We start from the raw sequence: 26,133 nt of genomic DNA on the forward strand, positions 1-26,133 counted from the left end.
ACCGCGGCGTGGATCGGGCGCGATACATACTACAGGGCAGGGAACGACGAGCATGATCAGGCCGATATCCATCGTGCGCTACGAAAGGCTGTATCTCGCCTCGTTCGTGCTCGGGTTGATCGTTTCCGCGATGAGCTGGCCGCAGCGGACAGCGCTGGTCGCGGCCAACCCGGTCCTCGCGCAGGTCAGCTGGATCCTGCCGACATTCCAGGTCGTGGGCATCGCGGTCACGCTGCTGCTCTGGTATTTCACCGCGCGCTCGCCGAGCGTGGCGGCGAAGTGGGTGGTCGTCGTGCTCGCGGTGCTGTCGATCGTCGGCGTCGGCCTGTCGTTGGCAACCGTGGCAAGCGGGCAGACGACGATCGGCACGACCTCGATCGTCTCGTTCGCGGCCGATGCGCTGTACGTCGTCGCCGCGCTTCATCTGTTCAAGGCGGACGCCAAGCTCTGGTTCGGCGAACTGCCCGACGCCGACGAGCCGGACACTTTCGAGGATATGTCGCATGATCGCTAAGATGATCCTCGCCGCTGCGGCGTTGGCCTTGCCGAGCGTCGTCCAGGCGCAAGCCTATCAATGCTCGACACCGACGAGGATCGAGCGGGTCCGCCCCGATCTCCCGTCGAACAGCCAGCCGCGGCGCGACATTCCGATCGGCAGCTACACGCTCGCGATCACCTGGGCGCCGCAATACTGCCGCGATAATGGCGACCGCGCGTCGTCTGGGTTCCAGTGCGGTTCGGGCAATCGCTTCGGCTTCACGCTGCATGGGCTTTGGCCCGACGGCGTCGGCAAGGACTGGCCGCAATATTGCCGCGCAGCGGAGTTCGTGCCGCCTCCGGTGATCCGCGCACATCTCTGCACCACGCCTTCCGCGCAACTGCTCCAGCACGAATGGGCCAAGCACGGCACTTGCATGCCCGGCTACCGGCCTGCCAAATATTTCAACCAGTCGGCCGGGTTGTACGGCAAGCTCCGCTATCCGGACATGAACGCGTTGTCGCGCACTCGGCTGACGGCAGGCCGGTTCGCGGCTGCGATGGCGGGCGCGAACCCCGGCCTGAAGCCGGACATGATGCGCGTCACCGCAACCAGGCAGGGCTGGCTCGACGAGGTCTGGATCTGCCTCGACCGCCGCTTCCGCTACCGCCGCTGCCCCGTGCATCAGGGGGGGCTGAACCCAAGCGCGCCGCTCCAGATCTGGCGCGGGAGCCGGTAGGCGGTACGGGTTGGCTGCGCGATTAACGTAACAGACCGGCACCCCAAACTCCGTTCGTGCTGAGTAGCGACCGAGTAGCTCCGCAAGGAGCGTATCGAGGGCGCGTATCGAAGCATGGGTTCCCCGCGCCAACCTGTCCTTCGATACGCCGTCTCGATACGTGGCTGCGCCACTACTCGACGGCTACTCGGGACGAACGGGGAGCGGGAGGGCCCCTACCGCCGGTCCCTCAACCAGACCAACACCGCCGCAATCACGCCCACCCCGGTCCCAACCAGAAACCCGGGCGTCGCCTCGCCGATCGCAAAGCCGACCCCCGCGCCGCCCAGCATGCCGAGCGCGACGAGGAACCCGCCTGCAGCGCTAGGGTCCTTGTGGGGGGGCAGGGTGTCGCGGGGAGTCGGGTCGGTCATCGCTATGTCCTGCCACGCGCCGCCGCCGGATGCCACCCACGCGCCAAGCCCGACCCAGGCCCGGATGAAACGTGGCGGAAATACGGCGTTAGATACTGTTCCGCAACGACAAGCCCGGCTAGGAGCCGGACATGGTGTTCCGCGTCGGGCGAGCCGGGCCGGCCGCCGCCTTTTTCGTTCTGACGACAGCGGGTGCCGTACCGTGTGCGGGCATGCCCGCCGCAGGAGCGCAAACCGCGCCTGTGCCCACGCAAACTCAGACGAGCCCGACCGCCGACACGCCGATATCGCTCGACCCGAATTCGCCGCTCGCTCCGCTCCCCGATATCGGCGTCGGCTGGCCCGACCTCGCGGCCTCGCCGATGGACCCGGCGGCCACCGTCGCCGCGGTCGATGCCAATGCCGAGAGCCGCTACGCCTGGCGGATCGACGGCATCGACGCGCTCGACACCACGCTGCTGCGCCAACGATTCGCCGCACTCTCGACGCTCGACGCGAACGATCACCAGGCCGCCAACGCCGCCCAGCTCGATCGCCGCGCACGCGAGGATGCCGACCTGCTCAACAGCCTCCTGCGCGCGCAAGGCTATTACGACGCCAACGTCGTCACGCGCGTAGAGCCCGGCGCGAAACCGATGGTCGTGCTCTCGGCGACGCCCGGCACGCTCTATACGTTCAAGGGCGTGACGATCGACGGCATCGCCGCGGCGGGTGACAAGGCGCCGGGGCTGACGACTGCGTTCGGTGTGAAGCCAGAAGACCCGGTCAACTCGGACGCGATCGTCGCGGGCCAGGCCAACCTGACCACGCAGATCGGTCGCGAGGGTTTTCCGTTCGCCGTGGTGGGCGATCCGGCGATCGTCGTCGACCACGCCACCCGCACAACGACGCTCGACTTGTCCGTCCAACCCGGCGGCGCACGAAAGTTCGGCCAGATCGTCGCACTCCCCGGCAATCGCGTGTTCGGCGCCGATCATGTCGCGGAGATCGCGCGCTTCTCTCCCGGCGACGTCTACGACGCGGCAAAGCTCGACGATCTCCGCCGCGCGCTGATCCAGACCAGCCTGGTCTCCGCGGTCGATCTCAAGCCCGTGCAGGGCGCAACCCCCGATACCGTCGACATCGCCGTGAAGCTCGACCGCGCGCCGCCGCATACCATTGCCGGCGAACTCGGCTACGGCACCGGCGAAGGCGCGCGTGCGGAACTCAGCTGGACGCACCGCAACCTGTTCCCGCCCGAAGGTGCGCTGACGCTGCGCGGGGTGCTCGGAACGCAGGAACAGCTCGGCTCGGTCGTCTTCCGCCGCAACAATTTCAAGGCACGAGACCGGGTGCTGACGCTCCAGGCATCAGCCGTGCACACCAACCGCGACGCCTATGACGCCAAGACGTTTTCGCTGGCAGGCAGCCTTGAACGCCAGACCAACATCTTCTTCCAGAAGACCTGGACCTGGTCGGTGGGCAGCGAACTCGTCGCGTCGGATGAGCGCGACGTGATCCTCTCGACCGGCGACCCGCGCCGTCGCACCTTCTTCATAGGCGCGCTGCCGACCAGCCTCAATTACGACGGCTCCGACGACCTGCTAAACCCGACTAAGGGTTTCCGCCTCGGCGGCCGGCTCAGCCCCGAAGTCTCGCTGCAAGGTTCGGTATTCGGCTATACGCGAACCCAGTTCGACGGCAGCGTCTACCAACCGTTCGGCAGTCGGGTGGTGCTCGCCGCACGCACCCGGCTTGGCACCATCGTCGGCGCCCCGCGCGATCAGGTCGCGCCATCACGCCGCTTCTACGCAGGCGGCGGCGCGTCGGTACGCGGCTACGGCTATCAATCGATCGGCCCGCGCGATCCGAACAACGATCCGATCGGCGGCCGCAGCCTCACCGAATTCTCGATCGAGGCCCGCGTCCGCGTCCTCGGCAGCTTCGGAATCGTGCCGTTCCTCGACGCCGGCAACATCTACACGTCGCCGCTGCCGAAGTTCACCGGGCTGCAATACGGCACCGGCATCGGCGTGCGCTATTATTCGAACTTCGGCCCGATCCGCCTCGACGTCGGCACGCCGATCAACCCGCAGCCGGGCGACAGCCGCATCGCGGTTTACGTCTCGCTGGGGCAGGCGTTTTGAGCGAGGACGTCGTCCTTCCGAAGCGTCGCATCGCCTGGTGGCGCTGGATCGTCAGCGCGGTCATGGCGCTGCTCGTGATCGTCGGTACCGCGTTGCTGATCGTCGACACCGACATCGGCCACCGCTTCGTCGCGGACCGCATCGCCGCGATCAAGACCGCCAACGGCCTACGCTTCACGGTCGGCCGGATCGACGGCTCGCTATACGGTGACACGCGGCTGACCGATCTGCGCGTGTACGATCTTGAAGGGCTGGTCTTCCAGGCGCCCAACGTCACGCTCGACTGGTCGCCGTTCGAGTGGTTCTCGAATCGGCTGGAGATCCGGCGGCTGATCGTCGATCGCGCGATCCTGACGCACACTCCGCGCACCCGCCCGTCGAAAACACGCGGTCCGATCCTGCCCGACTTCGACATCCACATCGGCAAGCTCACGGTCGGCCGCCTCACGCTGGCGAAGCGCGTCCTCGGGACCGAGCGGATCGGGACGCTCGAAGGCCGCGCCGATATCCGGTCGGGCAGGGCGCTGGTCGACCTGAAGGCGCGCGTTGCCGGCAGCGACGACCTGAAGCTGCGGATCGACGCCGAGCCCGCCCGCGACCGCTTCGACATCGACGTCGCCGCAAAGGGGGCCGCGGGCGGCGTGCTCGCGCGGATGGTGAAGGCCAGGGGCCCGGTCGCGCTCGCGGTCACCGGCGAAGGCAGCTGGGCGAAGTGGAACGGCCACGCGAACGGCATGATCGGCACGACGCGCGTCGTCGATCTCGCGCTCGCGCAGGTCGCCGGCCGCTACACGCTGTCGGGCACGCTCGCGCCGTCCTCGCTGCTGAAAGGTCGCCTGCAAAAGCTGACCGCGCCGCGCATCCTCGTCAACGGCAGCGCGGGGTTCGCCAACCGCCGCCTCGACGGCCAACTCTCGCTGCGTACGCCCGCGCTGGCGGTAGACACGACCGGCATCATCGATCTTGCCGCAAACGCCTACCGCGACGTGCACATCAAGGCGCGACTGCTGCGCCCGCCCGCGCTTTTCAACAATATGACCGGCAACATGGTGGAATTGCGCGCGATCCTCGACGGCCCGTTCGCGACCGCGGCGTTCGACTACCGTCTCGACGCCAGCCGCTTCGCGTTCGACCAGACCGGGTTCGAGAACGCGCACGCCGTCGGCAAGGGCCGTCTGTCGGCTGCGCCCGTTACCGTCCCGATCCGCTTCACCGCCGCGCGCGTCACCGGCGTCGGCGCCGTCGCGGGCGGTATACTGCGCAACCTGTCGGTCGACGGGCTGCTCCGCGTGACACCGACGCTGCTGACCGGCGATGCGCTCAAGCTCCGCTCCGACAAGCTCACCGGCAGCATCAACCTGATCGTCGACCTCCGCAACGGCCAGTTCGAGGTCGGGATCAACGGCGGGCTCGGCCGCTATCTGATTCCCGGTCTCGGCATCGTCGACGTGAAGTCCACCCTGCGCGTCGTACCCGGACCGAACCGCAAGGGCACGCGCGTCATCGGTCAGGGCAGCGCGCAGATGGTGCGGCTCGACAACGCCTTCTTCCGCAGCCTCGCGGGCGGGTTGCCGCGCATCACCACCAACCTCGAACGCACCACCGATGGCGTGCTGCACTTCACCAACCTCGTGCTGACCGCGCCGCAGATCCGGCTCACCGGCAACGGCTATCGCCGGCGCGATGGCACCTTTCATTTCGAGGGCGGCGGGCGCCAGCAGACCTATGGCCCGGTGACGCTGAACCTCGACGGCCGGATCGAGAAGCCCACGCTCGACCTCGTCTTCGCCAGCCCCAATGCGACGCTCGGCCTGTCGAACGTCCGCGCGCATCTCGATCCCACGCCCCAGGGTTTCACCTTCACCGCGGCGGGCGGATCGCGGCTCGGGCCGTTCACCAGCAACGGCGCGATCCTGTTGCCGCCGGGCAGGGGCGCAACGATCGCGATCGCCGCGCTGAACGTCGCGGGCACCAAGGCGACCGGCAACATCGCAGTCGTCGATGGTGGCTTCGACGGCGCACTCGCGGTCGCAGGCGGCGGTATCTCGGGTGAACTCCTGTTCCGCCCAGTCGGCCAGATCCAGCGCATCGAAGGCCATCTCGCCGCCAGGGCCGCGACACTCGACACCGTCGCGCTCCGCCAGGGCAAGCTCGATTTCGTCACTTTGCTCGATCCCGCCGGCACCTCGATCGAGGCGACCGTAACCGGCCTCGGCCTGCGTCGCGGCGCGCTCAGCCTCGCCCGGTTCAACGGTTCCGCGTCGCTGCGCGGTGGCGTGGGCACGATCAGGGCGTCGATCGCCGGCTCCCGCGGTCGCGCCTTCGACATCCAGAGCGTCACCCAGGTCACCGCCGACAGCTACGCCATCTCCGCGCAAGGCACGCTCGACAGGCGGCCGCTCAAACTCCTCACGCCCGCGGTCCTAACCCGGGCCGAAGACGGCTGGCACCTTGCGCCGACCAAGCTCAGATTCGGCGGTGGCGAGGCCCAGGTCGGCGGCCGCTTCACCAACGCCAGCACCGCGATCGACGCCAGCCTGACGCGCATGCCGCTCGCGCTGCTCGATATCGCGTATCCCGGCCTAGGCCTCAGCGGCAGCGCGTCGGGCAGCTTCACGATCGCGACCGCGAATGGCGCCGCGCCGACGGGCAAGGCGAACGTCACGATCCGCGGCCTCAGCCGCGCCGGCCTCGTCCTCTCGTCACGCCCGATCGACGTCGGCGTCGCGGCGGTGCTCTCCCTCGACAAGCTCGGCCTGCGCGCGGTCATCGCATCGGCCGGCAGGACTATCGGACGCGCCCAGGCGCAACTCGCGCCGCTGGGGCAGGGGGACTTGGCATCCCGCATCAGCAACGCTCGCCTGTTCGGGCAACTCCGCTACAGCGGGCCGGCGGACACGCTCTGGCGCCTCACCGGGGTCGAGCTGTTCGACCTCTCCGGCCCCGTAGCGATCGGCGCGGACGTCGTGGGCACGCTCGCCAACCCGACCCTGCGCGGTGTCGTCCAGGCGAACGGCGCGCGGATCGAGAGCGCGACCACCGGCACCGTCCTCACCAACGTCCAGGCGACCGGCCGTTTCGGCGGATCGCGGCTCGTGATCGACCGGTTCGGCGCCGACGCGGGCAAGGGCGGGCGCGTCACCGGCACCGGCCAGTTCGAATTCGCCGCCGCCGCCGGGATCGGCCTCGACCTCAATCTGCAGGCCGACAAGGCTGTGATGATCGCCCGCGACGATATCGGCGCCACCGTCACCGGCCCTCTGACCTTCAAGTCGAACGGTTCGGGCGGGACGATTGCCGGCGACGTCGTACTCGACAAGAGCCGCTACCGTCTCGGCCAGGCGACCGCCGCCAGCGCGGTGCCGCAGCTCAACATCCGCGAGATCAACCTGCCCGACGGCGGCGAGGAAGTCGCCAGGCCGACCAAGCCCTGGACGCTGGCGATCAAGGCCCGCGCGCCGAACCAGGTCATGGTCAGCGGCCTCGGCCTCACCAGCGAATGGTCCGCCAATCTCCAGATCGCCGGCCAGCCTGCAAACCCGGCGATCACCGGCCGCGCGACGCTGATCCGCGGCGACTACGAGTTCGCCGGCCGCCAGTTCGAACTGGCACGCGGCGTGATTCGCTTCGACGGTCAGGTCCCGGCCAACCCCGCGCTCGATATCGAGGCGAACGCGGATTCGACCGGGCTCAGCGCCTCGATCCGCGTCACCGGCTACGCGCTGAAACCCGAGATCGGCTTCACCAGCACGCCCGCCCTGCCGGAAGACGAACTCCTCTCGCGGCTGCTGTTCGGCACCTCGATCACCAACCTGTCCGCGCCCGAAGCCCTCCAACTGGCGGCGGCCGTCGCCGCGTTGCAGGGCGGCGGCAGTGGCCTGAACCCGATCAACGCGGTGCGTCGCGCCGCCGGGCTCGACCGCCTCCGCATCCTCCCCGCGGACCCGCAAACCGGGCAGGGCACCTCGATTGCCGCCGGCAAATACGTCACCCGGCGCCTCTATGCGGAGATCGTCACCGATGGTCAGGGCTATTCCGCCACGCAGGTCGAGTTCCAGGTCACGCGCTGGCTGTCGCTGCTGTCCAGTATCTCCACCCTCGGCCGCCAGAGCGCCAACGTCCGCGTGTCGAGGGATTATTGAAGGATGATCCTTCCGCGGTGCTGGGATAAAGACGGACTATGAAGCCCGTCATCTTCGGCCTGTCCGGCCCCATCCTCACCCCCGCCGAACGCGCGTTCTTCGCCGAATGCGAACCTGCCGGCTACATCCTGTTCAAGCGCAACATCGTCGACCGCGTACAGGTGAGGGCACTGACGGACTCGCTCCGCGCACTCGCCGGACGCGATAATCTCGCGATCCTGATCGACCAGGAGGGCGGCCGCGTCGCCCGTATGAGCCCACCGGAATGGCCCGCATTCCCGGCAGGCCCGGTATTCGATGCAGCCTACGAACGCGCGCCCATGACCGCGATCCAGGCCGCGCGCGCGAATGCACAGGCGCTCGGCGTGATGCTCAGCGAGGTCGGGATCACGGTCGACTGCCTCCCGCTGCTGGACGTCTCGCAGCCCGATACGACCGAAGCCGTCGCCTCACGCACGTTCGGCTCCGACCCCATGCGCGTCGCAGCCCTCGGCCGTGCAACGCTGGAGGGGCTAGCCGAAGGCGGCGTGGTCGGCGTGGTGAAGCACATGCCCGGCCACGGCCGCGCCAAGGTCGACACGCACCATCACCTCCCGACCGTCACCGCGACCGACGCCGAGCTCGAGATCGACCTCGAACCCTTCCGCACGCTCAACCAGGCGCCGATGGGCATGACCTCGCACATCGTCTTCCAAGCCTGGGACACCGACCGCCCCGCGACGCTCTCGCCGATCGTGATCGACCAGATCATCCGCGACCGCATCGGCTTCGACGGTCTCCTGATGACCGACGACATCGACATGAAGGCGCTGTCCGGCACCGCCGGCGACAAGGCAGCCGGCGCGATTGCGGCAGGGTGCGACCTCGTACTCGATTGCTGGGCCCGCATGGACGAGATGGTCGAGATCGCCGGCCGCCTGGGGGAGATTTCGGAAGCGTCGCGCGTGAGGTTGGAGCGGGCGATGGCGTCGGTTGGCTCGGCCAAGGGTTATTTTGCGGAACTGATCGCTACGCGAGACGCGCTACTCGCGAGCGCTTAACTCCCGATCTCCCGAACTTCCGTTCGTCCTGAGTAGCCGCTGAGCTTGTCGAAGCGGCGTATCGAAGGATAGTTGGCGCGCGGAACCCGTGCTTCGATACGCACCTTCGATACGGCTCTGGCGAGCCTACTCAGTCGCTACTCAGCACGAACGGAATGAGTTGAACGGTTGCGAACTCTGTTCATGCCAACCCCCGAGCCCGCTCGTCCCCCCGCAACGTCAGCACCTCGACCCCGTCGCGCACCACCGCCACCGTATGCTCGAACTGCGCGGAAAGCTTGCCGTCGTCGGTGACCACCGTCCATCCGTCATCCTCGGTCGACACCTTGCGCGTCCCCTGGTTGATCATCGGCTCGATCGTGAAGACCATCCCCTCGCGCAGCGTCATGCCGGTCCCGGCCAGCCCGAAATTGAGCACCTGCGGCTCTTCGTGCATCTCGCGGCCGATGCCGTGGCCGCAATAATCGCGCACCACCGCATAGCCGTTCTTCTTCGCATGCCGCTCGATCGCGAAGCCGATGTCGCCGAGATGTGCGCCCGGCCGAACCTGCCGGATGCCCTGCCACATCGCCTCCTGCGCGACCCGCACGAGGCGCTTCGCAGCCGGCGGCGCATTGCCGACCAGATACGTCTTGCTCGAATCGGCGATGAACCCGTTCTTCTCCAACGTAATGTCCAGATTGACGATATCTCCGTCGCGGATGATGTCGCTTGCGCTCGGCACGCCGTGGCAGACGACATGGTTGATCGAGCTGTTCAGGACATATTCGAAGCCATATTGCCCCTTGCTCGCGGGCCGGGCCGCGAGGTCGTTGGTGATGTAGCGATCGACTAGGTCGTTGACCTGCAACGTCGACAGCCCCGCCAGATCGTGCGCGTCGAGCATCTCGAACACCGACGCCAGCAAGGCCCCCGACACGCGCATCAGCGCCAGTTCCGCCGCCGTCTTCACCATTTCAGGCAACCGATTTGTCGGCAACGCGCACCGAAGCCGCGGCGAGTTGCGCGGTGACGATATCGTTGAACGACAGCGTCGGATTGGCCTCGGCGAGCATCCCGATCTTCATCCAGAACTCGGCCTGCGCATTGATCGACCGGCACAGCACCTGGCTCGCTCGCCGCGCATCCTCGTGCAACGCGTCGTCGATCTTCACGATACCCATTCCAACCTCACTACGAGCCGACCATACGAAGCATGTATGCTTCGTATGGCGGACCGTCAACGTGAAGGCTGGATGCCCGCCGGCGCGCGCTGTAGCGTCCGATGATGGACGACGCGCAACTGACCCTGGACTTGGACGGATGGGAGGGGCCGCTAGATCTGCTGCTGTCGCTGGCTCGCGGGCAGAAAGTCGATCTGCGGAAAATCTCGATCCTCGCGCTCGTCGAGCAGTATCTGGCGTACGTCGACTCCGCCCGCGCGCTGAAGCTCGAACTGGCGGCCGACTATCTCGTGATGGCGGCGTGGCTCGCGTATCTGAAGTCGGCTTTGCTCCTGCCACGCGATCCGCTCGCCGAGCCCGATCCGGAGGAACTCGCGCTCCGGCTGCAACTCCGGCTCGAACGGCTGAGTGCGATGCGTGAGGCCGGTGCGCGGCTGATGGCACGCGATCGCACCGGCCGGGACGTGTTCCTGCGCGGCGCGCCCGAGGGGTTGCGGACGGTGCGCAAGGCCGCGTGGCAGGCGGAAATCTTCGACCTTATCGCAGCCTATGGCCGGATTTCGGCGCGGACCCGGCCCGTGATGCATGTCGTTGCCGACCGCGAGGTGATGACGCTGGAGGCGGCGCTGGAACGCGTGTCGACGCTGGTCGGCGAGCGGATCGACTGGAGCGTGATCGAAAGCTTCCTCCCCGAGGCCGGAGAACGTCTACGGCGATCCGCGCTGGCGTCGAGCTTCGTCGCCGCACTCGAACTCGCGCGACAAGGAAAGATCGAACTGCGCCAGGCCTCGCCGTTCGCGCCGCTGTATCTAAGAGCCCGCGCGTGACCCGGCCCGACGCATTCGCGCGCGCCGTCGAGGCAGTGTTGTTCGCAGCGGAGACACCGTTGACGATCGACTCGATCCGGGCGCACGTCGGGACAGGGGATGTTCGGGCCGCGCTCGATCAACTGACCACCGACTATGCCGGTCGGGGCATCCACATCGTCCGACGCGGCGAGCGCTGGCAGTTCCAGACTGCACCGGACATGGCGCATATGCTCCGCCGCGACCGCGAGGAACCGCGCAAGCTCAGCCGCGCAGGGATCGAGACGCTGGCGATCATCGCCTATCACGAACCGGTCACGCGTGCGGAAATCGAGGCGATTCGCGGCGTACAGATCTCGAAGGGGACGTTGGACGTGCTGATGGAGGCCGGCTGGGTGAAGCCTGCCGGACGACGCGAAGTGCCGGGGCGGCCGCTGATGTTCGCGACGACCCCTGCGTTCCTCGTCCATTTCGGGCTCCAGAGCCGCCGCGACCTGCCCGGAATCGACGATTTGCGCGCCGCCGGGCTACTCGATCCGGTCGATCTCGCCTTCGATCGCCTCGATGACGGCGATGATCATGAGGGGGATGGCGTCGAGGATGGCGAGATCGCTGGCAAAGCGGCCGGATGAGGCCTAGATAGGATTCAGTTTCCAGGAGAATTGCCATGGGCGGTTTTAGCCCGATTCACTTGCTCGTTCTCGCGGTCGTCGCGATCCTTCTTCTCGGCGGTGGCCGATTCTCGAGCCTGATGGGCGACGTCGCCAAGGGCGTTAAGAATTTCAAGAAGGGCATGTCCGAGAACGACGACGAGACGCCTGCCAAGCCCTCGGCGCGTATCGAAGCGCAGAAGACCGCCGATCCCGCCTTCGATCGCGACGGCAATCGCGTCCGCGACGACCGTCCTGCCTGAAGCCGGCAGAGTTGACGACCCTAGATAGGCGCGGCTGAATGTTCGATATCGCGCCCTCCGAGTTTCTGCTCGTGGCCTTCGTCGCGCTCGTCGTGATCGGTCCCAAGGATTTGCCCAAGGCGATGCGCGTGGTCGGCTTTTGGGTCGGCAAGGCACGCGGCGTCGCCCGGCAGTTCCGTTCGGGATTCGATTCGATGGTCCGCGAGGCCGAACTCGAAGAGATGGAAAAGCGCTGGGCGTCGGAGAACGAACGCATCATGCGCGAGCATCCCCAGACTGATCCCCAGACTGATATCGCCGCGGCCGAGACCGCTCAAGTGGTGCATTCGCCCGAGACCGACACGCATCACGACGATCATACGGCAGAACCGGTAATGGTCGAGAAGCCGGTGGTGGCCGCTGCCCCGGCTCACGATCCGTCGACGCCGTTCGAACACGAGCACCAGCCGGTCGCCGATCGCGGTCCGGACCTGTTCGATACCCCGCTGGATACGCCGGCCGCGACCGTGCCTTATCGCGGCGACAAGACCGGCCGGTCCGACGTGGCGCCATCATGAGCGAAACGATCGTGACCGCCCCCCATAATGCCGAAAGCCAGACATGAGCGAGATCGACGAAAGCCGGGCGCCGTTGCTCGACCATCTGATCGAGCTGCGCCGGCGGTTGCTGTATTGCATCGCCGCCCTGGTCGTCACGTTCGCGGTCGCGATGTATTTCGCCGAGAATATCTTCGGCTTCCTCGTTCACCCGCTGCTCGCAGCCGGGCAGAACAAGGTCATCTATACCGAGGTCTTCGAGGCGTTTTTCGTCCAGATCAAGGTGGCGTTCTTCGCGGCGATGATGCTGTCGTTCCCCGTGATCGCGAACCAGGTGTGGCAGTTCGTCGCGCCGGGCCTGTACAAGAAGGAGCGCGGCGCGCTGCTGCCGTTCATCCTCGCGACACCGGTCCTGTTCCTGACGGGCGCGTCGATGGCCTATTACATCGCGATCCCGATGGCGCTGCACTTCCTGCTCGGGTTCGACGGCATGGTAGGCGGCATCCACCGCGAGGCGCTGCCGGCAATCGGCAATTATTTGTCGTTCACGATGCAGTTCCTGTTCGGCTTCGGCATCTCGTTCCTGTTGCCGGTCCTGCTGATGCTGCTGGAGCGCGCCGGGATCGTCACGCGCAAGCAGCTGATCGGCGCGCGGCGCTATGCCATCGTCGCGGCGTTCGCGATCGCCGCGGTGCTGACTCCGCCGGATATCGGCTCGCAGCTGTTGCTCGCGATCCCGCTGGTCATCCTGTACGAACTGGCGCTGATCGGCATCTGGTTCACCGAGCGCAGCCGGGCGAAGTCCAAGGCGATCGAGGGCGACTCCACCGACATCGTCGAGGGCTGAAACGAAAACGGGGCCCGGTGCATGCGCACCGGGCCCCGTTTGACGATTAAGCGCAAAGGCTTACTTGGCGCCGTCCGCGGTGTTGGCGACGGTCTTGCCGGCCGAGCTCACGTCCTTGCCGGCGCCTTCGATCGTGTTGCAAGCCGACACCATCAACGCGCTGGCGACAATCGCCAATCCAACCAACTTACGCATGATACTTCCTCCAAGAAGGGCTTGAATGCCACCGTGTGGAGAATGTTCGGACAAAGCATTCGTTCCGTTTGCGGAACTGAAAACCAGCTCGCTTCGGCGAGATGCCGGGTATCATTGAAACGGTAAGACCCGGAAGCATCACCGGGGGGGGAGGGTGATACTTCCGGGCCTATGACTTGGATAGCGAGAGCGGGGGGGCATAAAGTCGCTATCCGAAGTCTCTAACGGCGATCGCCAAGGTCGGTTCCCGGTTCTTCACACTTTAGGTATAAAAAACTTCGGGGTGGCTCCGAGCAGGAATAAAGTCCGGATCCGACCTTTATTTCGATCAATCGCGACCGACTACCGCGAAGGCTATTTCATACGCGCCCGCCAATGGATCATGGTGCAGCGGCGACCGCAACTGGCGCGACAGGCCTTCCATGACGCGGCCGTATCTCGACACGGTCTCACGCAGGATGTCGCTTTCCACCAGTGCGCGGGACACGACGCGGAGCACCGCGCGGCCCGGCGTTTCGGACGGTTTCACGACCACGCGGATCTGTGCCGCGGGGTCGCACGTCATCGCGAGTTCGATCGTCTCCGTCGCCAGGAACGCGAGCGCGACTGCAACGTCCTGATTGACGAGGTATGGATCGATATCGAGCGTGATGCCCAGCCCATGCGAGCGATCGGCAGCGGTCGCGCGGATATTTGCGGAGAGTTCGCCGATCATGGTGCGGAGGTTCAGCCCGCGATTTTCCTCGAGCTCGGCGAAATGATTGCGGTGGACGACCGCCAGCGCATCGACGCGGCGCTGGATCGACGAATAGGCGTCGGTGGCGTCCGCGCTGCGGGCGCTGCGGGCGTGGAAATTGATCAGGCTGGAGATCACCTGCAGGTTGTTCTTCACACGGTGATGCACTTCGCGCGTGAGCTTGGTCTGGCGAACCAGCCCCTCGGCAAGCCCGGCTTCGTGCAATGCAACGGTCCGACTGATCGACTGGAACGTCTCGCCCAGCTCGCGAATTTCTTGCGCAGGCAGCGTGCGGACCGCACCGAAGTCGATCTCTTCACCCGGCGTGAAGGTGGCGACCGAGCCGCGCAATTGCCGCAGCGGACGGATCAGCAACCTGTCGACCACGAACCACGCGATGCTCGCCGCAGCGAGCCACATCAGCAGCGGCAATAACAAGGCGATGACCAGTGAGGACGTCACCGGCGCGCTGCGGATGCTGGTCCGCAACGCAAGACCCGCGACGCCAAGATCGGTCGCCATCGTCTCCATACGATCGAGCGGACGCTCGTCTTCGATCCGTTCGAGATACAGCGCGTCGTCGTTCAGCACGATGGCGCTGCTCAGTTCGAGTGCTCGGCTCGTGGGGCGAGCGATCTTCTCCAGGAATGATCGCGGAAAATAGGCACGTGCCGAGGTATGCCCGCCAGGACCCGAGATCGCGAGTACCAGTCCACGATCCGGCACGATCGCGGCGGCGATAGGCATGTCGTCCTGATTGATCACGACTCGTTCGGGCAATGGCATGCCGCAGAGCACGGTGCCGTCCCGCTCGGCGATGACGAACCGGGTTCCCGCAGACGATTGTTGCGCAAATACGCCCTGCGCCCGCGCGCAACTGGGGGCATCGGCAGGATCGTTGCCAAGTGCGTTCACCGCCACTCGCAGCGCGGTCATGTCGCCGACGAGTTCGATTGCGAGCGCGCGCGCGCTTTCGTTCGCGGTAACGCGCAACCGCGCACGCGCCTCGGCATCTGCCAGGCGGGTCGTCTGCAAGGTCGCGAATACCGCGATCAATGCCAGCGGGAGCAGCGCGGCGCTGAGGATCAGGAACAGCTTTGCGCCCGTCGTCATCCGTCGCAACGACGAAACGACGCGTCCCTCGGGCTTCATGCGCTGAACGGTGCCGTCGCCACCATTCGAACCGGTGGCGGAAATATCATGCGCGGACGCGATTGCGGCGTCCGGAACGGGGGGCATGGCCATGTGGCCCGCCGTCAGTCGAGCTTGCCGAGTAGGTCGAGCAAATCGTCGGGAATCGCCTCGTCGACGGTCTTCTGGTAAACTGAACGCAGTGCCGACCCCATCTGGCGATCCTTATCGGTACCATTTGCGGGCTTCTTTGCAGGCACTGTCTTCTCCGTGTCGTGGCCCAAACTCAAAACTTCCCCCTGCACGACGCAAACTCATGTGAATGCAAATGGTCAAGCGCACCCGGATATCGAGGCGCAAACACTCGCGAAAAGATGCTCGTGAAACCAAATAGCATCTCGATAGTTCCACGTCCGAGCGAATAATCCGTATCTTCGTATCACCGCGTTCACGGCCGAACCGATCGGCCGGGTCGAAGGACGCCTATACAGCGTATCGTGCGTGGAACGAAGGGGCGGCTTTTTCGGCCACTACCATTGCAATGACGCGAGCCACCCGACACATGAGGGGCCGCGTAGGATCAGGGAGTATTCGTTACCCATGTCTCTTGGACAGCAACTTGCACCGCACCTTCCATTCCTGCGGCGCTATGGCCGGGCCCTGACCGGCAGCCAGATGCACGGCGACAAATATGTCCGCGCGACGCTCGAGGCGATCGTTGCCGCGCCCGAGGAATTCCCCCGCGACGTCGATCCCCGTCTCGGCCTGTACCGGATGTTCCAGGCGATCTGGAACTCGGCGAACTTCGACGAGGTCGCCGACGAGACCTCTGGTGACTCCGAAGGTCACGAGGCTGTTGCGCGCGCCCGTCTCGCACGGATGACGCCACTGTCGCGCCAGGCGCTTCTGCTTACCGCGATGGAGGGTTTCACGCCTGAGGATGCAGCGTATCTGATCGAAGTCGAGACCAGCGAAGTCGACGATCTCGTCGCCGAAGCACTGTCCGAAATCGAGAACCAGACGCGCGCTAAGGTCCTGATCATCGAGGACGAGCCGATCATCGCGATGGATATCGAGACGATCGTCCGCGATCTCGGCCACGACGTCACCGGCGTGGCGGTGACCCGCGACGAGGCGGTTGCGCTTGCAATGGAAATGCGTCCGGGCCTCGTGCTCGCCGACATCCAGCTTGCCGACGACAGTTCGGGCATCGATGCGGTCAAGGACATCCTGGCCGAGTTCGAGGTCCCGGTGATCTTCATCACCGCGTTCCCCGAGCGCCTGCTGACCGGCGAGCGCCCCGAGCCGACGTTCCTGATCACCAAGCCGTTCCAGCGTTCGACCGTGAAGGCTGCGATCAGCCAGGCGTTGTTCTTCGATCAGGCGACTGTTCCCACCGCCTGATCGGGGCGGCTTTGACAGCCAACCGCTTGATTGTACCGCGTTCTCGCTGCATTCTGGGTCCGTGTTCGTAATGGTTGCGGACCCAAAACGGTTTTCGGGGGTTTAACGGATCATGGCTGACCCGAACGAACGCATTCACATCGAAACCGACGACGCCCGGGCGGGTGCGACTCCGCACATGACGCGCTATATTCTGGCGATTTCGCTGGTGCTCGTGATCGTTATCTTCGGATTTCTCGTCCTCCGCTAACCTCCATCAGGCGTACTCTGCTGGCAATGGCCGGTTCGGACGCGTATGTTCGTCGCACGTCGACGACAGTCTTCTTTCGGGATTGATCGGATTTCCATGACCCAGCCTGCTCCGCGTACCGACGCCGAGGACGATATCGACGAAGTCGTCGAGCCGGTGGAGCATGTCTCGCTCTCGGACGCCGAGTTCAAGGTGCAGCTCGCGCAGGTCATCCCGCATCTGCGCGCATTCGGTCGCTCGCTATCGGGTAGCCGAGACCTGGCCGACGATCTCGTTCAGGAGACGTTGCTGAAGGCTTGGGCTGCGCGTCTCCGCTTCCAGGCGGGCACGAACATGCGTGCGTGGACCTTCATCATCCTGCGCAACCTGTATCTGTCGCAGATGCGTCGCGCGCGCTTCAAGGGCGAGTGGGACGATCTGGTCGCCGACCGCATTCTGGCAGCGCCAGCTAGCCAGGACCGTCACGTCGAGCTCGGTGACATGCAGCGCGCCTTGATGCATCTCCCACAGCCACAGCGCGAGGCGCTCATTCTGGTGGGCGCAGGCGGCTTCGCGTACGAAGAGGCGGCCGAAATCTGCAACGTCGCGGTGGGTACGATCAAGAGCCGTGTCGCGCGTGGCCGAGTCGCATTGGAGACCATCCTTAACGACGGTTCGTTGCCATCACGCCGCGATCACGAGACCGATACGACGAAAACCGCGTTGGATTCGATCATGGGCGATGTCGAGGAATTGAGCCGGGGTCGTTGAGATCTCGGCATCAAAGTTAAAATATCCCGATTGAGATCAGTTCCTGCCCTCGAATTAGTTGAGGCGGTGCGGTAGCGCATCGAGTTTTCGCAGCATCGACGCCATGTCGTCGGGCACGCCGTTGCATCCGTCAAAAGCACTTCGCAGCGCATGGCCGACGACATCGGTCACGCGCGGGCGGCGCACGACCTGCTGGCCGTCCTGTTCGCGTTTGATCGTAAGACATGCATAGGTCATGATGCGATAACGGTTGACATCGCTATTCGTTGCTTTGTCGTGTCATAGTATTGCCGGATTCTATAGTATCCGGTCATGCCCGTAACGATCCCATCTATTGCTCCGCTCGACGGCCCCGGCAGTCCGATCGCCGCCGCCGTGACGCGCGCGCGGTCATGGTCGCCCTTTCTTGCGATGATCCTCGATCGCGAACCGGCTTTGGCGCAATCGCTGGCGGCGGGGCGGCTCGATCTCGCCGCGTCGAGCGCCACGCCCGATATGCCGACCGCAAAGCGTCTCCGGATCGAACGGCGTGCGATGGCGCTGAACGTTGCGATCGGCGATCTGGCCGGCGTGCTGGACCTTACTGCGGTGACCGGCGCCTTGTCCGAGTTCGCCGATCGTGCGCTCGACACCGCGATCCGCGCCGCGATCGAGGAGCGCACGCCGGGTGCCGAGCCGCTTGGTTTCGTCGGCATCGCGCTCGGCAAGCAGGGCAGTCGCGAACTCAATTATTCGTCGGACATCGATCCGATCCTGCTGTTCGATCCGGCAACCTTGCCGCGCCGCCCGCGCGAGGAGCCCGAAGAGGCGGCGGTCCGCATCGGCAAACGTGTCGTTGAACTTCTCCAGGCCCGCGACGGCGACGGCTATGTCCTGCGCGTCGATCTGCGGTTGCGGCCCTCGCCGGAGATCACGCCGATCGTCCTGCCGATGGAGGCTGCGATCGGGTACTACGAGGCGCAGGCGCTGCCGTGGGAGCGTGCTGCCTTCATCCGCGCACGCGCCGCTGCGGGCGACATCGCCTTGGGGCAGCGCTTCCTCGCAGCGATCCGACCGTTCGTCTGGCGACGCGCGCTCGATTTCGGCGCGATCGGCGAGATTCGGGGGATTTCCGCACGCATTCGCGACCACCACTCACAGGGGCAGGCGTTCGGTCCCGGCTACGACCTGAAGCGCGGCCGCGGCGGCATCCGCGAGGCGGAGTTCTTCGCGCAGATCCACCAGTTGATCCACGGCGGCCGCGACCCTGCGCTGCGCGTTCCGGCGACCCGCGATGCGCTCGCGCGATTGGCGGCGGCGGGGTGGATCGGCGAAGACGAATCGCGCGCACTGATCGACGGCTACACGCTGCTGCGGACGATCGAGCACCGCGTCCAGATGATCGACGATCGCCAGACGCATGCCTTGCCGACCGGCGACGCACTCGATCGCGTCGCCAAACTGCACGGGCTGGACGACGCAGCCGCCTTGCTCGCCCTGCTCGCACCGCGCGTAACGGCGACCGGGCGGATCTACGACGCGCTCGACGACAATACACGGCCAGCCTTCTCCCACGATGCGGTAACCCTGGAAGCGGACCTCGCCGCGGCCGGTTTCGACGAGCCCGACCATGCACGTCGGCGCATCGAGGCGTGGCGGGGCGGGGCCTATCCCGCCCTGCGCAGTCCCGCCGCGCGCGAGGCGCTGGAGGCGGTTCTGCCGACCCTCGTGCCGGCACTCGCGACTGCGCCCGTTCCCCAGGCGGCGTTGTTGCGGCTCGATGCGCTGCTCGAACGGCTGCCGAGCGCGATCAACATCTTCCGCCTGCTGGAGGCACGGCCGGGGCTCGCGACGTTGCTCGCGGCGATCCTCAGCCACGCACCGACGCTCGCCGACGATCTCGGACGACGCCCCGACCTGCTCGATGGCTTGATCGACGCGACCGCGTTCGAGCCGGTTGGCGCCATCGCCGCGCTGGAGTCGGCGATGCGCGCCGGAGACGCGGGAGGCGATTATCAGGCGCGTCTAGATCATGTCCGCCGCGTCGTCGGCGAATTGCGGTTCTCGCTCGGTGCGCAGGTCATCGCCGGCGCGTCCGACCCGCTCGACGTGGCGGCGGGCTATGCACGGGTGGCCGAAGCCGCGATCGGCGTGCTCGCAAACGCGACGATCGAAGAGTTCGTCAAGACGCATGGCCGTGTACCGGGCAGCGAACTGGTCATACTCGCGCTGGGCCGGATGGGCGGCGCGATGCTTACGCACGCCTCCGATCTCGATCTGATCTATCTGTTCACGGGCGACTTCGCAGCGGAGTCGGACGGCGCCAAGCCGCTCGGCGCCACGCTCTACTACAACCGCCTCGCCCAGCGCGTCACCGCCGCGCTCTCGGTCGCGACCGCGGCAGGCCCGCTCTACCAGATCGACACGCGACTCCGGCCTTCGGGCGGGCAGGGTCCGCTTGTCGTCACCCTCGACAGCTTCGCGCGGTATCAGCGCGAGGACGCATGGACCTGGGAACATATGGCGCTCACCCGGGCGCGGCCGGTGTTCGGATCGGCCCATGCACGCGGTGCCGTGGCCGGGATCGTCCGCGATGTCCTCGAAGGGGATCGGCCAGACCGCGACGTCATTGCCGAGGCCCGCACGATGCGCACCGACATGGCGACGCACAAGCCGCCCAAGGGCGCGCTAGACGCCAAGCTCCTCCCGGGCGGTCTCGTCGATCTCGAATTCGCGATCCACGTCGTCCAGCTGGTGAACCGCACTGGGTTGGACCCTAATCTTGGCACGGCGATCGACAGGCTGATCGAACAGGGCCTCGTCCCGCCCACAATCCCCGCCGCGCATGACGTGCTCACTCGGCTGCTCGTCACGTTGCGCCTCGTCGCCCCCGATGCCGCGCCGCCGGGGCACGCGACCGAGGACCTGATCGCTCGCGCCATCGGCGTCCCGGACTGGTCGGCGGTGGTTGCCACGCTCGAATCGACGTTGCAGGAGGTCCGCCGGTTCTGGATGCAGGTGACGGGAGAGCAGGATGGATGAGGGATCGACGGTTCCAGGCGTGACGGTGACGATCGACGATGCGCCCGTATCGCTCGCGAGCCTGGGCACGCCGCTCGTGGTGTATTTCTACCCGAAGGACGACACCGCCGGCTGCACGACCGAGGCCAAGGATTTTACTGCGCTCGCGAACGATTTTGCCACCGCGGGTGTCACCGTCGTCGGCGTTTCGAAGGATACGGCCGCCGCGCATGCGAAATTCACGGCCAAGCATGCGCTCGCGGTCCAACTCGCGAGCGATGTCGACGGCGCGGCGTGCGAGGCGTTCGGCGTCTGGGTCGAGAAGGCGATGTACGGCCGCAAATATATGGGGATCGAGCGCGCGACCTTCCTGTTCGGTGCCGACGGTACGCTCGCGAAGACCTGGCGCAAGGTGCGGGTCGCGGGCCATGCGGATGCTGTGTTGGCCGCTGCAAAGGCGCTTTGAAGCCTCTGTGGATTCGCGGTTTTTCGCGATCTGACGTCATCGTTCCGTCGTTCCTGCATCAACTCGCCGCACCGGAATGCCGCTCCGCCGCGTCACCGGGCTCGCGCTATTGCCCAAGGCCACGCCGTCCGGCCTAACCACAATGTCTGGGGCGCGGAGGGGCTGCGAGTCAGGACAGAGTTTGGGCGCCGTCCGCTTTGGGAGCGAACGGCCCTGCATTTTTGTGTCGGGGACCAATGGTCGAATTTACCGCAGCAGCCATCGTGACGCGCCTCAAGGCCGTGTTCGCGACGCGCGATTTCCTGTTTCACGACGGCAATTCACTCCGTCGAATCAGCCTGGGCGCCAAGCGTCAGGCCGCGATGGCTGCGATCGGCGCAGTCACCCTGGGCTTTTCCGGTTACGGCGCGGTCGCTGCGGCCGGTGCGGCCGAGCCCGCCGACACGAACGCGCAGATTGCGCACATGCAGCATCAGCTCGGTCAGATGCGTGAGCGCGTCGCGACGATCCGCGAAACCGCGCAGGCGCATGCCCAGCGTGTCGATCACCGCCAGGCACTGATCGCCGCCGCGCTGACCGGCACCGGCGACGCGAAGGCTCTGGCGCTCGCGACCCCGTCGATCGATCCTGCCGCCGACAAGCTTGCTGCCGACGTCGTGAAGCCGTTCGTGAAGGTCGAAGGCCATCAGGTCCAACTCGCTGGCGTCGCGCAGAAGCTGCTCGACCAGCGCTACGCCGACACTACCGCGACCGTCCGGAAGCTCGGCCTGCGTCCGGAGCGTGTCGCCAGGCATCAGCGCTCCACCGCAATGGGCGGTCCGCTGATCGCCGCGAACAGCGAGGAGGCCAGCGCCGATCTGCGCGCCGACGCCCAGTTCCGCACGCTTTTCCAGACCTGGAAGAAGCTCGACACGTTGCAGCAGGGCGTGATCGCGATCCCGTCGGTGCAGCCGGTTCATTCGCTTTCGTTCACCAGCAATTTCGGCATCCGCTCCGATCCGTTCCGCGGCACCGCGGCGATGCATGCCGGCGTCGACATTCCCGGTCCGATCGGCACGCCGATCTATGCCACCGCCGACGGCATCATCGCGCACGCCGGTCGCCAGGGCGGCTACGGTAACATGGTCGAGATCAGCCACGGCAAGGGCATCGCGACGCGCTATGGCCATCTCTCGAAGATCCTCGTCGCCGACAACGCCCGCGTAACCCGCGGACAGCTGATCGCGCTGATGGGCTCGACCGGCCGCTCGACCGGCTCGCATCTTCACTATGAAGTCCGTATCGACGGCCACGCCGTCAACCCGGTCCCGTTCTTGACCACCGCGGACTACCTCCTCGCCGCGCAGGATCGCTCGGTCAACGCGATCCCCGTCTCGACGACCGGCCCCGCCGCACAGGACTGACACGCGGACGTAATCGTACGCGCCAATGCAGGCCACGCCCCCGTCATCCCGGCGAAAGCCGGGACCTCAACCCACGGGGACGAACTCTCAGCATGGGCGGTATCCACTCGCGCCGGCATGATGGCGCAAAGCCCGAGGTTGCCGCCGGTTCCGCGACCTCCTATCTCCGGCGCATGGCAACGCTGGTCCAAGACATCATCCTCACCCCCTCCGCTGCGGCGCGCGTCGCGGCGATCGCCGTCAAGCAGGGGAAGCCGGCGATCCTGCGTCTCTCGGTCGACGGCGGCGGCTGTTCCGGCTTCCAGTACAAGTTCGGGTTCGCCGATTCGGTCGAGTCCGACGATGTGATCGCCGAGCATGACGGTGTGAAGCTCGTCGTCGACAGCGTCAGCATCGACTTGGTCCGTGGCTGCGCGGTCGATTACGTTGAGTCGCTCGCCGGCGCTGCGTTCAAGGTCGAGAACCCCAACGCCGCATCGGGTTGCGGCTGCGGCTCCAGTTTCTCGGTCTGACGCCCCCGTGAAAATCGTTACGTACAACGTCAACGGCATCAAGGCGCGGTTGCCGCGGCTGATCGAATATCTCACCAAAGACCAGCCCGACATCGTCTGCCTCCAGGAACTGAAGTCGAGCGACGACACCTTCCCGATCGCGGATATCGAAGCGGCGGGCTACGGCGCGGTCTGGCATGGCCAGAAGGCCTGGAACGGCGTCGCGATCCTCGCGAAGAGCGGCACGCCTGTCGTCCGCCAGCGGGGACTCGAAGGCGAACCGGAGGACGAGCACAGTCGCTATATCGAGGCGGAAATCGACGGCCTGATCGTCGCCGCGCTCTACCTTCCCAACGGCAACCCGCAGCCCGGCCCGAAATTCGATTATAAACTCCGCTGGATGGACCGCCTTGCGGCCCGCGCGAGTGTCCTGCTGGCGGAGGAAAAGCCTGCCATCCTCGCCGGCGACTACAACGTCATCGCCAACGACGACGATACCTTCTCCGTCCGCGCGATGCAGGGCGACGCATTGACGCAGCCCGAAAGCCGCGAGCATTACCGCGCGCTCGTCGCACAGGGCTGGACCGACGCGCTCCGCACGCAATACCCCAAGGGTGGCGTCTGGACGTTCTGGGATTACCAGGCGGGCGCATGGCAGCGCGACGCCGGGTTCCGCATTGACCATCTGTTGCTCAGCCCCCAGGCCGCCGACCGGATGATCGATGCCGGCGTCGACAAGGCGTATCGCGGCCGCGAAAAGGCAAGCGATCACGCGCCGACCTGGGTTCGCCTGCGATGAAGGCGCTCGCCGTCGCGCTAGTGTCGATCGCAGCGCTGTATGCGGCGGATGCGAATGCGCAGGACCGCGAATACTGCCCCGAGCGGCCGGGGATCGACACGCCAGCCTGCACGATGGCGCCCGGCAAGATTTCGGTCGAGACCGCGATCGCCGACTGGACGCGCGACGACCAGCCGGGCTCGCGCGAGGACAACATCCTGTTCGGTGATACGCTGGTGCGCGTCGGCGTGAGCGATACGATCGAGGCGCGGGTCGGCTGGACACCGTTCGGTCACGACCGGATGCGCGATGATACCGGCGTCGATACGGTCAACGGCATCGGCGACGTATCGTTGGGGCTCAAGGCGAACCTGCACGATCCCGACGGCTCGGGCTTCTCGATCGCGGTGCTGCCATTCGCAACGCTACCGGTCGGGCGGTCTTCGATCGGCGCGGGCGACTGGGGCGCGGGGTTCCTGGTCCCGGTAACGTACGAACTCTCCGATACGCTTTCGCTCGATCTCACCCCCGAGATCGATGCCGCGGTCGATCAGGACGGCAATGGTCGGCATCTCGCCTACAGCGCGGCGGCGGGCCTAGCGGTGAAGTTGAACAAGGATTTCACGCTCACCGGCGAGATGCAGGCGCTGCGCGACGACGATCCCGAGGAGCACGCGACTCAGACGCTCGCGGCGCTGTCGCTGGCGTGGTCGGCGAACGACGATCTCCAGTTCGACGTGCTCGGCGCTGCGGGGTTGAACGATCATACGCCCGACGCACGGGTCTATGCGGGGATTTCGCGGAGGTTCTAGAGCTGGCCGAACTGCTTCTGCTTTAAGCCGTGGCAGGCCCGCCGCTCCCTCCCGAACTCCCCGGCGCGATCGGACAGGGGGCCGCGGTCACGCTGAAATACCGTTCGGCAAGACTAAGCGGGAGTAGAGAGTACCAAACCTACGTCATCCTGACGAAAGTCAGGACCCAGAGCCAAGAACGACAACGCCCGAAACTCTGGGTCCTGACTTTCGTCAGGATGACGGGTGGTTCGGATGTTCCGAAGGTCGCCGGCCGTTCGCTACAGCACCCGCTCGTACACCTGATACACCTTGTTCACCCGGCTCTCGATCGTCTCCGCGATCGACCGCATCCCCTGGTTGTCGTCCAGGATCCAGCCGATCTCCGCACGCTTCGCATCGTAATGCTCGACCGAGGCGCGGCGGATATATTCGATCATCATGAAGGCGAGTTGCCCGGCCATCCGCGATGCCTGCAAGTCCTTGACCACCCCCATCAGCGGAACGCGCACCGTCGTCACCTTTGGTTTGCGCAACCACCACAACAGCTTGGCCCAGCCGAACGGCAACAGGCTGCCGTTCAACGGCTTGATCGCTTCGTTCAGGTCGGGCAGCGTGATCATGAACGCGACCGGCCTGCTGTCCAGTTCGGCGATCCGGATCAGGTCGTTGAAGACGATCGGCTTCAGCTTGACGCCGACATCCTTGATCTCGGGCGGGGTGAGCGGCACGAAGCCCCAATTGTCTTTCCACGCGTCGTTGAGGATCGACAGGATGATCGCCGCTTCCTCCTCGAACTTGGTCTTGTCGACGTTGCGGACGACGATGCTCGGGTTCCGCTCGCCCGACTTGATGATGCGCTGGACGATCGGCGGGAATTGCTTGGTGACGTCGACTTCATAGGTCATCAGCTGCTTGATCGGGCGATACTGCGCCCATTCGATCCAGCCGCGATATTCGCGCTTGGCATGGCCCATCATGATCGTCGGCGGGTGATCGTAGCCGTCGATCAGCAGGCCCGGCTCCTCCCAGATCGACATGCTGATCGGCCCGAGCGCCCGCGTCATGCCCTGCTCGCGCAGCCACGCCTCGGCGCGCGCCAGCAGCGCCTGGAAAATGTCCTGCCGCTCGGCCTCCATCAGCCCCCACTGGCCGACACCTGGGCCGAACCCTTGCTCGGACGGCATCGTCAGCGCCAGCGTATCGATATGCGCGGAGATCCGCCCCACCACGCGCCCGTCCTCCTCGGCAAGGAACAACTGCGCTCTGGCATGGCTGAACCAGCCGTTCTTCTCGGGCGTGATCAGTCCGAGCGCTTCCGACTTCAGCGGCGGAACCCAGTTGGGATCGTCCGCATAAAGGCGAAACGGCAAGTCGATGAAGATCTTGCGATCCTTCTTCGTCTCGACCGGACGGATTGTAAGCTTGGCCATGTGTCGTTCCCGAAAGCGCAGTCGAGCGTATCTACCCAGCACCGCAGTCAAAGGCGAGTGACACCTGCATCATCGCCAGGGTATGTCACGGTGATCGTGTTT

Annotated in this window: 27 protein-coding genes; 19 read left to right on the forward strand and 8 right to left on the reverse strand. The window is 65.9% G+C overall.

Going from position 1 to position 26,133, the window contains the following annotated elements; translation table 11 throughout:
* Positions 1-52: 52 nt before the first annotated feature.
* Both AC1MLZ_RS15930 and AC1MLZ_RS15935 read left to right on the forward strand, forming a co-directional pair.
* The gene (locus tag AC1MLZ_RS15930) at positions 53-514 is read left to right on the forward strand and encodes a hypothetical protein (protein ID WP_480959326.1); all 462 of its coding nucleotides are present in this window, start codon (positions 53-55) and stop codon (positions 512-514) included.
* Positions 504-1,217, forward strand: a complete 714-nt coding sequence (locus AC1MLZ_RS15935; RefSeq protein ID WP_480959327.1) for a ribonuclease T2 family protein — start codon at positions 504-506, stop codon at positions 1,215-1,217. Before AC1MLZ_RS15930 ends, AC1MLZ_RS15935 begins: the two co-directional genes overlap by 11 nt.
* A 215-nt stretch (positions 1,218-1,432) precedes the next feature.
* On the opposite strand, the gene AC1MLZ_RS15940 is transcribed toward AC1MLZ_RS15935, so the two are convergent.
* Entirely contained in the window at positions 1,433-1,630 is a 198-nt protein-coding gene (locus tag AC1MLZ_RS15940; protein ID WP_480959328.1) for a hypothetical protein, read from the reverse strand.
* Positions 1,631-1,761: 131 nt separating this feature from the next.
* Between AC1MLZ_RS15940 and AC1MLZ_RS15945 the strand changes: the two genes are divergently transcribed.
* The 3 genes from AC1MLZ_RS15945 (at position 1,762) to AC1MLZ_RS15955 (ending at position 8,938) form a co-directional block, all read left to right on the forward strand.
* Complete coding sequence (locus AC1MLZ_RS15945; protein WP_480959329.1) at positions 1,762-3,756, forward strand: autotransporter assembly complex protein TamA; 1,995 nt, start codon at positions 1,762-1,764, stop codon at positions 3,754-3,756.
* A gap of 62 nt (positions 3,757-3,818) precedes the next feature.
* Positions 3,819-7,898, forward strand: a complete 4,080-nt coding sequence (locus tag AC1MLZ_RS15950) for a translocation/assembly module TamB domain-containing protein (RefSeq protein WP_480961583.1) — start codon at positions 3,819-3,821, stop codon at positions 7,896-7,898.
* A 38-nt stretch (positions 7,899-7,936) separates the two neighbouring features.
* The gene (locus tag AC1MLZ_RS15955) at positions 7,937-8,938 is read left to right on the forward strand and encodes a glycoside hydrolase family 3 N-terminal domain-containing protein (RefSeq protein WP_480959330.1); all 1,002 of its coding nucleotides are present in this window, start codon (positions 7,937-7,939) and stop codon (positions 8,936-8,938) included.
* 181 nt (positions 8,939-9,119) lie between these two features.
* Here AC1MLZ_RS15955 and map read toward each other — a convergent pair whose 3' ends face one another.
* Complete coding sequence (gene map / locus AC1MLZ_RS15960) at positions 9,120-9,893, reverse strand: type I methionyl aminopeptidase (protein WP_480959331.1); 774 nt, start codon at positions 9,891-9,893, stop codon at positions 9,120-9,122.
* Between the two features lies 1 nt (position 9,894).
* The gene (locus AC1MLZ_RS15965) at positions 9,895-10,101 is read right to left on the reverse strand and encodes a ParD-like family protein (protein ID WP_480959332.1); all 207 of its coding nucleotides are present in this window, start codon (positions 10,099-10,101) and stop codon (positions 9,895-9,897) included.
* Between the two features lie 101 nt (positions 10,102-10,202).
* On the opposite strand from AC1MLZ_RS15965, the gene AC1MLZ_RS15970 reads away from it, so the two are divergent.
* From AC1MLZ_RS15970 to tatC, 5 genes are read left to right on the forward strand one after another with little or no spacing between them, the layout of a single operon-like run.
* Positions 10,203-10,928: a segregation and condensation protein A gene (locus AC1MLZ_RS15970; protein ID WP_480959333.1), complete on the forward strand. Its 726-nt coding sequence runs from the start codon at positions 10,203-10,205 to the stop codon at positions 10,926-10,928.
* Positions 10,925-11,539 (forward strand): SMC-Scp complex subunit ScpB, encoded by a 615-nt coding sequence (gene scpB, locus AC1MLZ_RS15975; RefSeq protein WP_480959334.1) that lies wholly within the window; start codon positions 10,925-10,927, stop codon positions 11,537-11,539. Before AC1MLZ_RS15970 ends, scpB begins: the two co-directional genes overlap by 4 nt.
* A 35-nt stretch (positions 11,540-11,574) precedes the next feature.
* Positions 11,575-11,820, forward strand: coding sequence for a Sec-independent protein translocase subunit TatA (locus AC1MLZ_RS15980; protein WP_056057475.1), 246 nt, complete (start codon positions 11,575-11,577; stop codon positions 11,818-11,820).
* 38 nt (positions 11,821-11,858) lie between these two features.
* On the forward strand, positions 11,859-12,377 hold the full coding sequence (gene tatB / locus AC1MLZ_RS15985; RefSeq protein WP_480959335.1) for a Sec-independent protein translocase protein TatB: 519 nt from the start codon (positions 11,859-11,861) through the stop codon (positions 12,375-12,377).
* A gap of 43 nt (positions 12,378-12,420) precedes the next feature.
* Positions 12,421-13,203, forward strand: coding sequence for a twin-arginine translocase subunit TatC (gene tatC, locus AC1MLZ_RS15990; protein WP_480959336.1), 783 nt, complete (start codon positions 12,421-12,423; stop codon positions 13,201-13,203).
* 60 nt (positions 13,204-13,263) lie between these two features.
* On the opposite strand, the gene AC1MLZ_RS15995 is transcribed toward tatC, so the two are convergent.
* From AC1MLZ_RS15995 to AC1MLZ_RS16005, 3 genes are all read right to left on the reverse strand, one after another.
* Positions 13,264-13,398 carry an entericidin A/B family lipoprotein gene (locus AC1MLZ_RS15995; RefSeq protein WP_480959337.1) on the reverse strand — a complete coding sequence of 45 codons (135 nt, stop codon included), beginning with the start codon at positions 13,396-13,398 and terminating at the stop codon, positions 13,264-13,266.
* A 328-nt stretch (positions 13,399-13,726) separates the two neighbouring features.
* Positions 13,727-15,247 carry a sensor histidine kinase gene (locus AC1MLZ_RS16000; protein ID WP_480961584.1) on the reverse strand — a complete coding sequence of 507 codons (1,521 nt, stop codon included), beginning with the start codon at positions 15,245-15,247 and terminating at the stop codon, positions 13,727-13,729.
* Between the two features lie 143 nt (positions 15,248-15,390).
* Positions 15,391-15,525 (reverse strand): NepR family anti-sigma factor, encoded by a 135-nt coding sequence (locus AC1MLZ_RS16005; protein ID WP_480959338.1) that lies wholly within the window; start codon positions 15,523-15,525, stop codon positions 15,391-15,393.
* A gap of 340 nt (positions 15,526-15,865) precedes the next feature.
* On the opposite strand from AC1MLZ_RS16005, the gene AC1MLZ_RS16010 reads away from it, so the two are divergent.
* The 3 genes from AC1MLZ_RS16010 to AC1MLZ_RS16020 all read left to right on the forward strand — a co-directional run bounded on the left by AC1MLZ_RS16010 (position 15,866) and on the right by AC1MLZ_RS16020 (position 17,669).
* Positions 15,866-16,669: a response regulator gene (locus AC1MLZ_RS16010; RefSeq protein ID WP_480959339.1), complete on the forward strand. Its 804-nt coding sequence runs from the start codon at positions 15,866-15,868 to the stop codon at positions 16,667-16,669.
* Positions 16,670-16,781: 112 nt separating this feature from the next.
* Positions 16,782-16,919 carry a hypothetical protein gene (locus tag AC1MLZ_RS16015; protein WP_480959340.1) on the forward strand — a complete coding sequence of 46 codons (138 nt, stop codon included), beginning with the start codon at positions 16,782-16,784 and terminating at the stop codon, positions 16,917-16,919.
* Between the two features lie 96 nt (positions 16,920-17,015).
* A complete protein-coding gene (locus AC1MLZ_RS16020) occupies positions 17,016-17,669 on the forward strand; it encodes a sigma-70 family RNA polymerase sigma factor (protein WP_192974816.1) in 654 nt (217 codons plus the stop codon).
* Between the two features lie 54 nt (positions 17,670-17,723).
* Here AC1MLZ_RS16020 and AC1MLZ_RS16025 read toward each other — a convergent pair whose 3' ends face one another.
* On the reverse strand, positions 17,724-17,906 hold the full coding sequence (locus AC1MLZ_RS16025; RefSeq protein ID WP_480959341.1) for a hypothetical protein: 183 nt from the start codon (positions 17,904-17,906) through the stop codon (positions 17,724-17,726).
* 75 nt (positions 17,907-17,981) lie between these two features.
* Between AC1MLZ_RS16025 and AC1MLZ_RS16030 the strand changes: the two genes are divergently transcribed.
* The 6 genes from AC1MLZ_RS16030 to AC1MLZ_RS16055 all read left to right on the forward strand — a co-directional run bounded on the left by AC1MLZ_RS16030 (position 17,982) and on the right by AC1MLZ_RS16055 (position 24,619).
* Positions 17,982-20,690 (forward strand): bifunctional [glutamine synthetase] adenylyltransferase/[glutamine synthetase]-adenylyl-L-tyrosine phosphorylase, encoded by a 2,709-nt coding sequence (locus AC1MLZ_RS16030; RefSeq protein WP_480959342.1) that lies wholly within the window; start codon positions 17,982-17,984, stop codon positions 20,688-20,690.
* Positions 20,683-21,135 (forward strand): peroxiredoxin, encoded by a 453-nt coding sequence (locus tag AC1MLZ_RS16035; protein WP_480959343.1) that lies wholly within the window; start codon positions 20,683-20,685, stop codon positions 21,133-21,135. The genes AC1MLZ_RS16030 and AC1MLZ_RS16035 overlap by 8 nt, the downstream gene beginning before the upstream one ends.
* Positions 21,136-21,371: 236 nt before the next feature.
* Positions 21,372-22,538 carry a M23 family metallopeptidase gene (locus AC1MLZ_RS16040; RefSeq protein WP_480959344.1) on the forward strand — a complete coding sequence of 389 codons (1,167 nt, stop codon included), beginning with the start codon at positions 21,372-21,374 and terminating at the stop codon, positions 22,536-22,538.
* Between the two features lie 173 nt (positions 22,539-22,711).
* On the forward strand, positions 22,712-23,050 hold the full coding sequence (gene erpA, locus AC1MLZ_RS16045; RefSeq protein WP_056057508.1) for an iron-sulfur cluster insertion protein ErpA: 339 nt from the start codon (positions 22,712-22,714) through the stop codon (positions 23,048-23,050).
* A 7-nt stretch (positions 23,051-23,057) separates the two neighbouring features.
* The gene (xth, locus tag AC1MLZ_RS16050) at positions 23,058-23,828 is read left to right on the forward strand and encodes an exodeoxyribonuclease III (protein ID WP_480959345.1); all 771 of its coding nucleotides are present in this window, start codon (positions 23,058-23,060) and stop codon (positions 23,826-23,828) included.
* Positions 23,825-24,619: a transporter gene (locus AC1MLZ_RS16055; protein ID WP_480959346.1), complete on the forward strand. Its 795-nt coding sequence runs from the start codon at positions 23,825-23,827 to the stop codon at positions 24,617-24,619. Before xth ends, AC1MLZ_RS16055 begins: the two co-directional genes overlap by 4 nt.
* A 260-nt stretch (positions 24,620-24,879) precedes the next feature.
* Here the strand turns inward: AC1MLZ_RS16055 and AC1MLZ_RS16060 are convergent, their stop codons facing one another.
* Entirely contained in the window at positions 24,880-26,031 is a 1,152-nt protein-coding gene (locus tag AC1MLZ_RS16060; protein WP_480959347.1) for an N-acetyltransferase, read from the reverse strand.
* Positions 26,032-26,133: the final 102 nt, after the last annotated feature.

The sequence above is a fragment of the Sphingomonas sp. PEI4 genome (assembly GCF_056679955.1).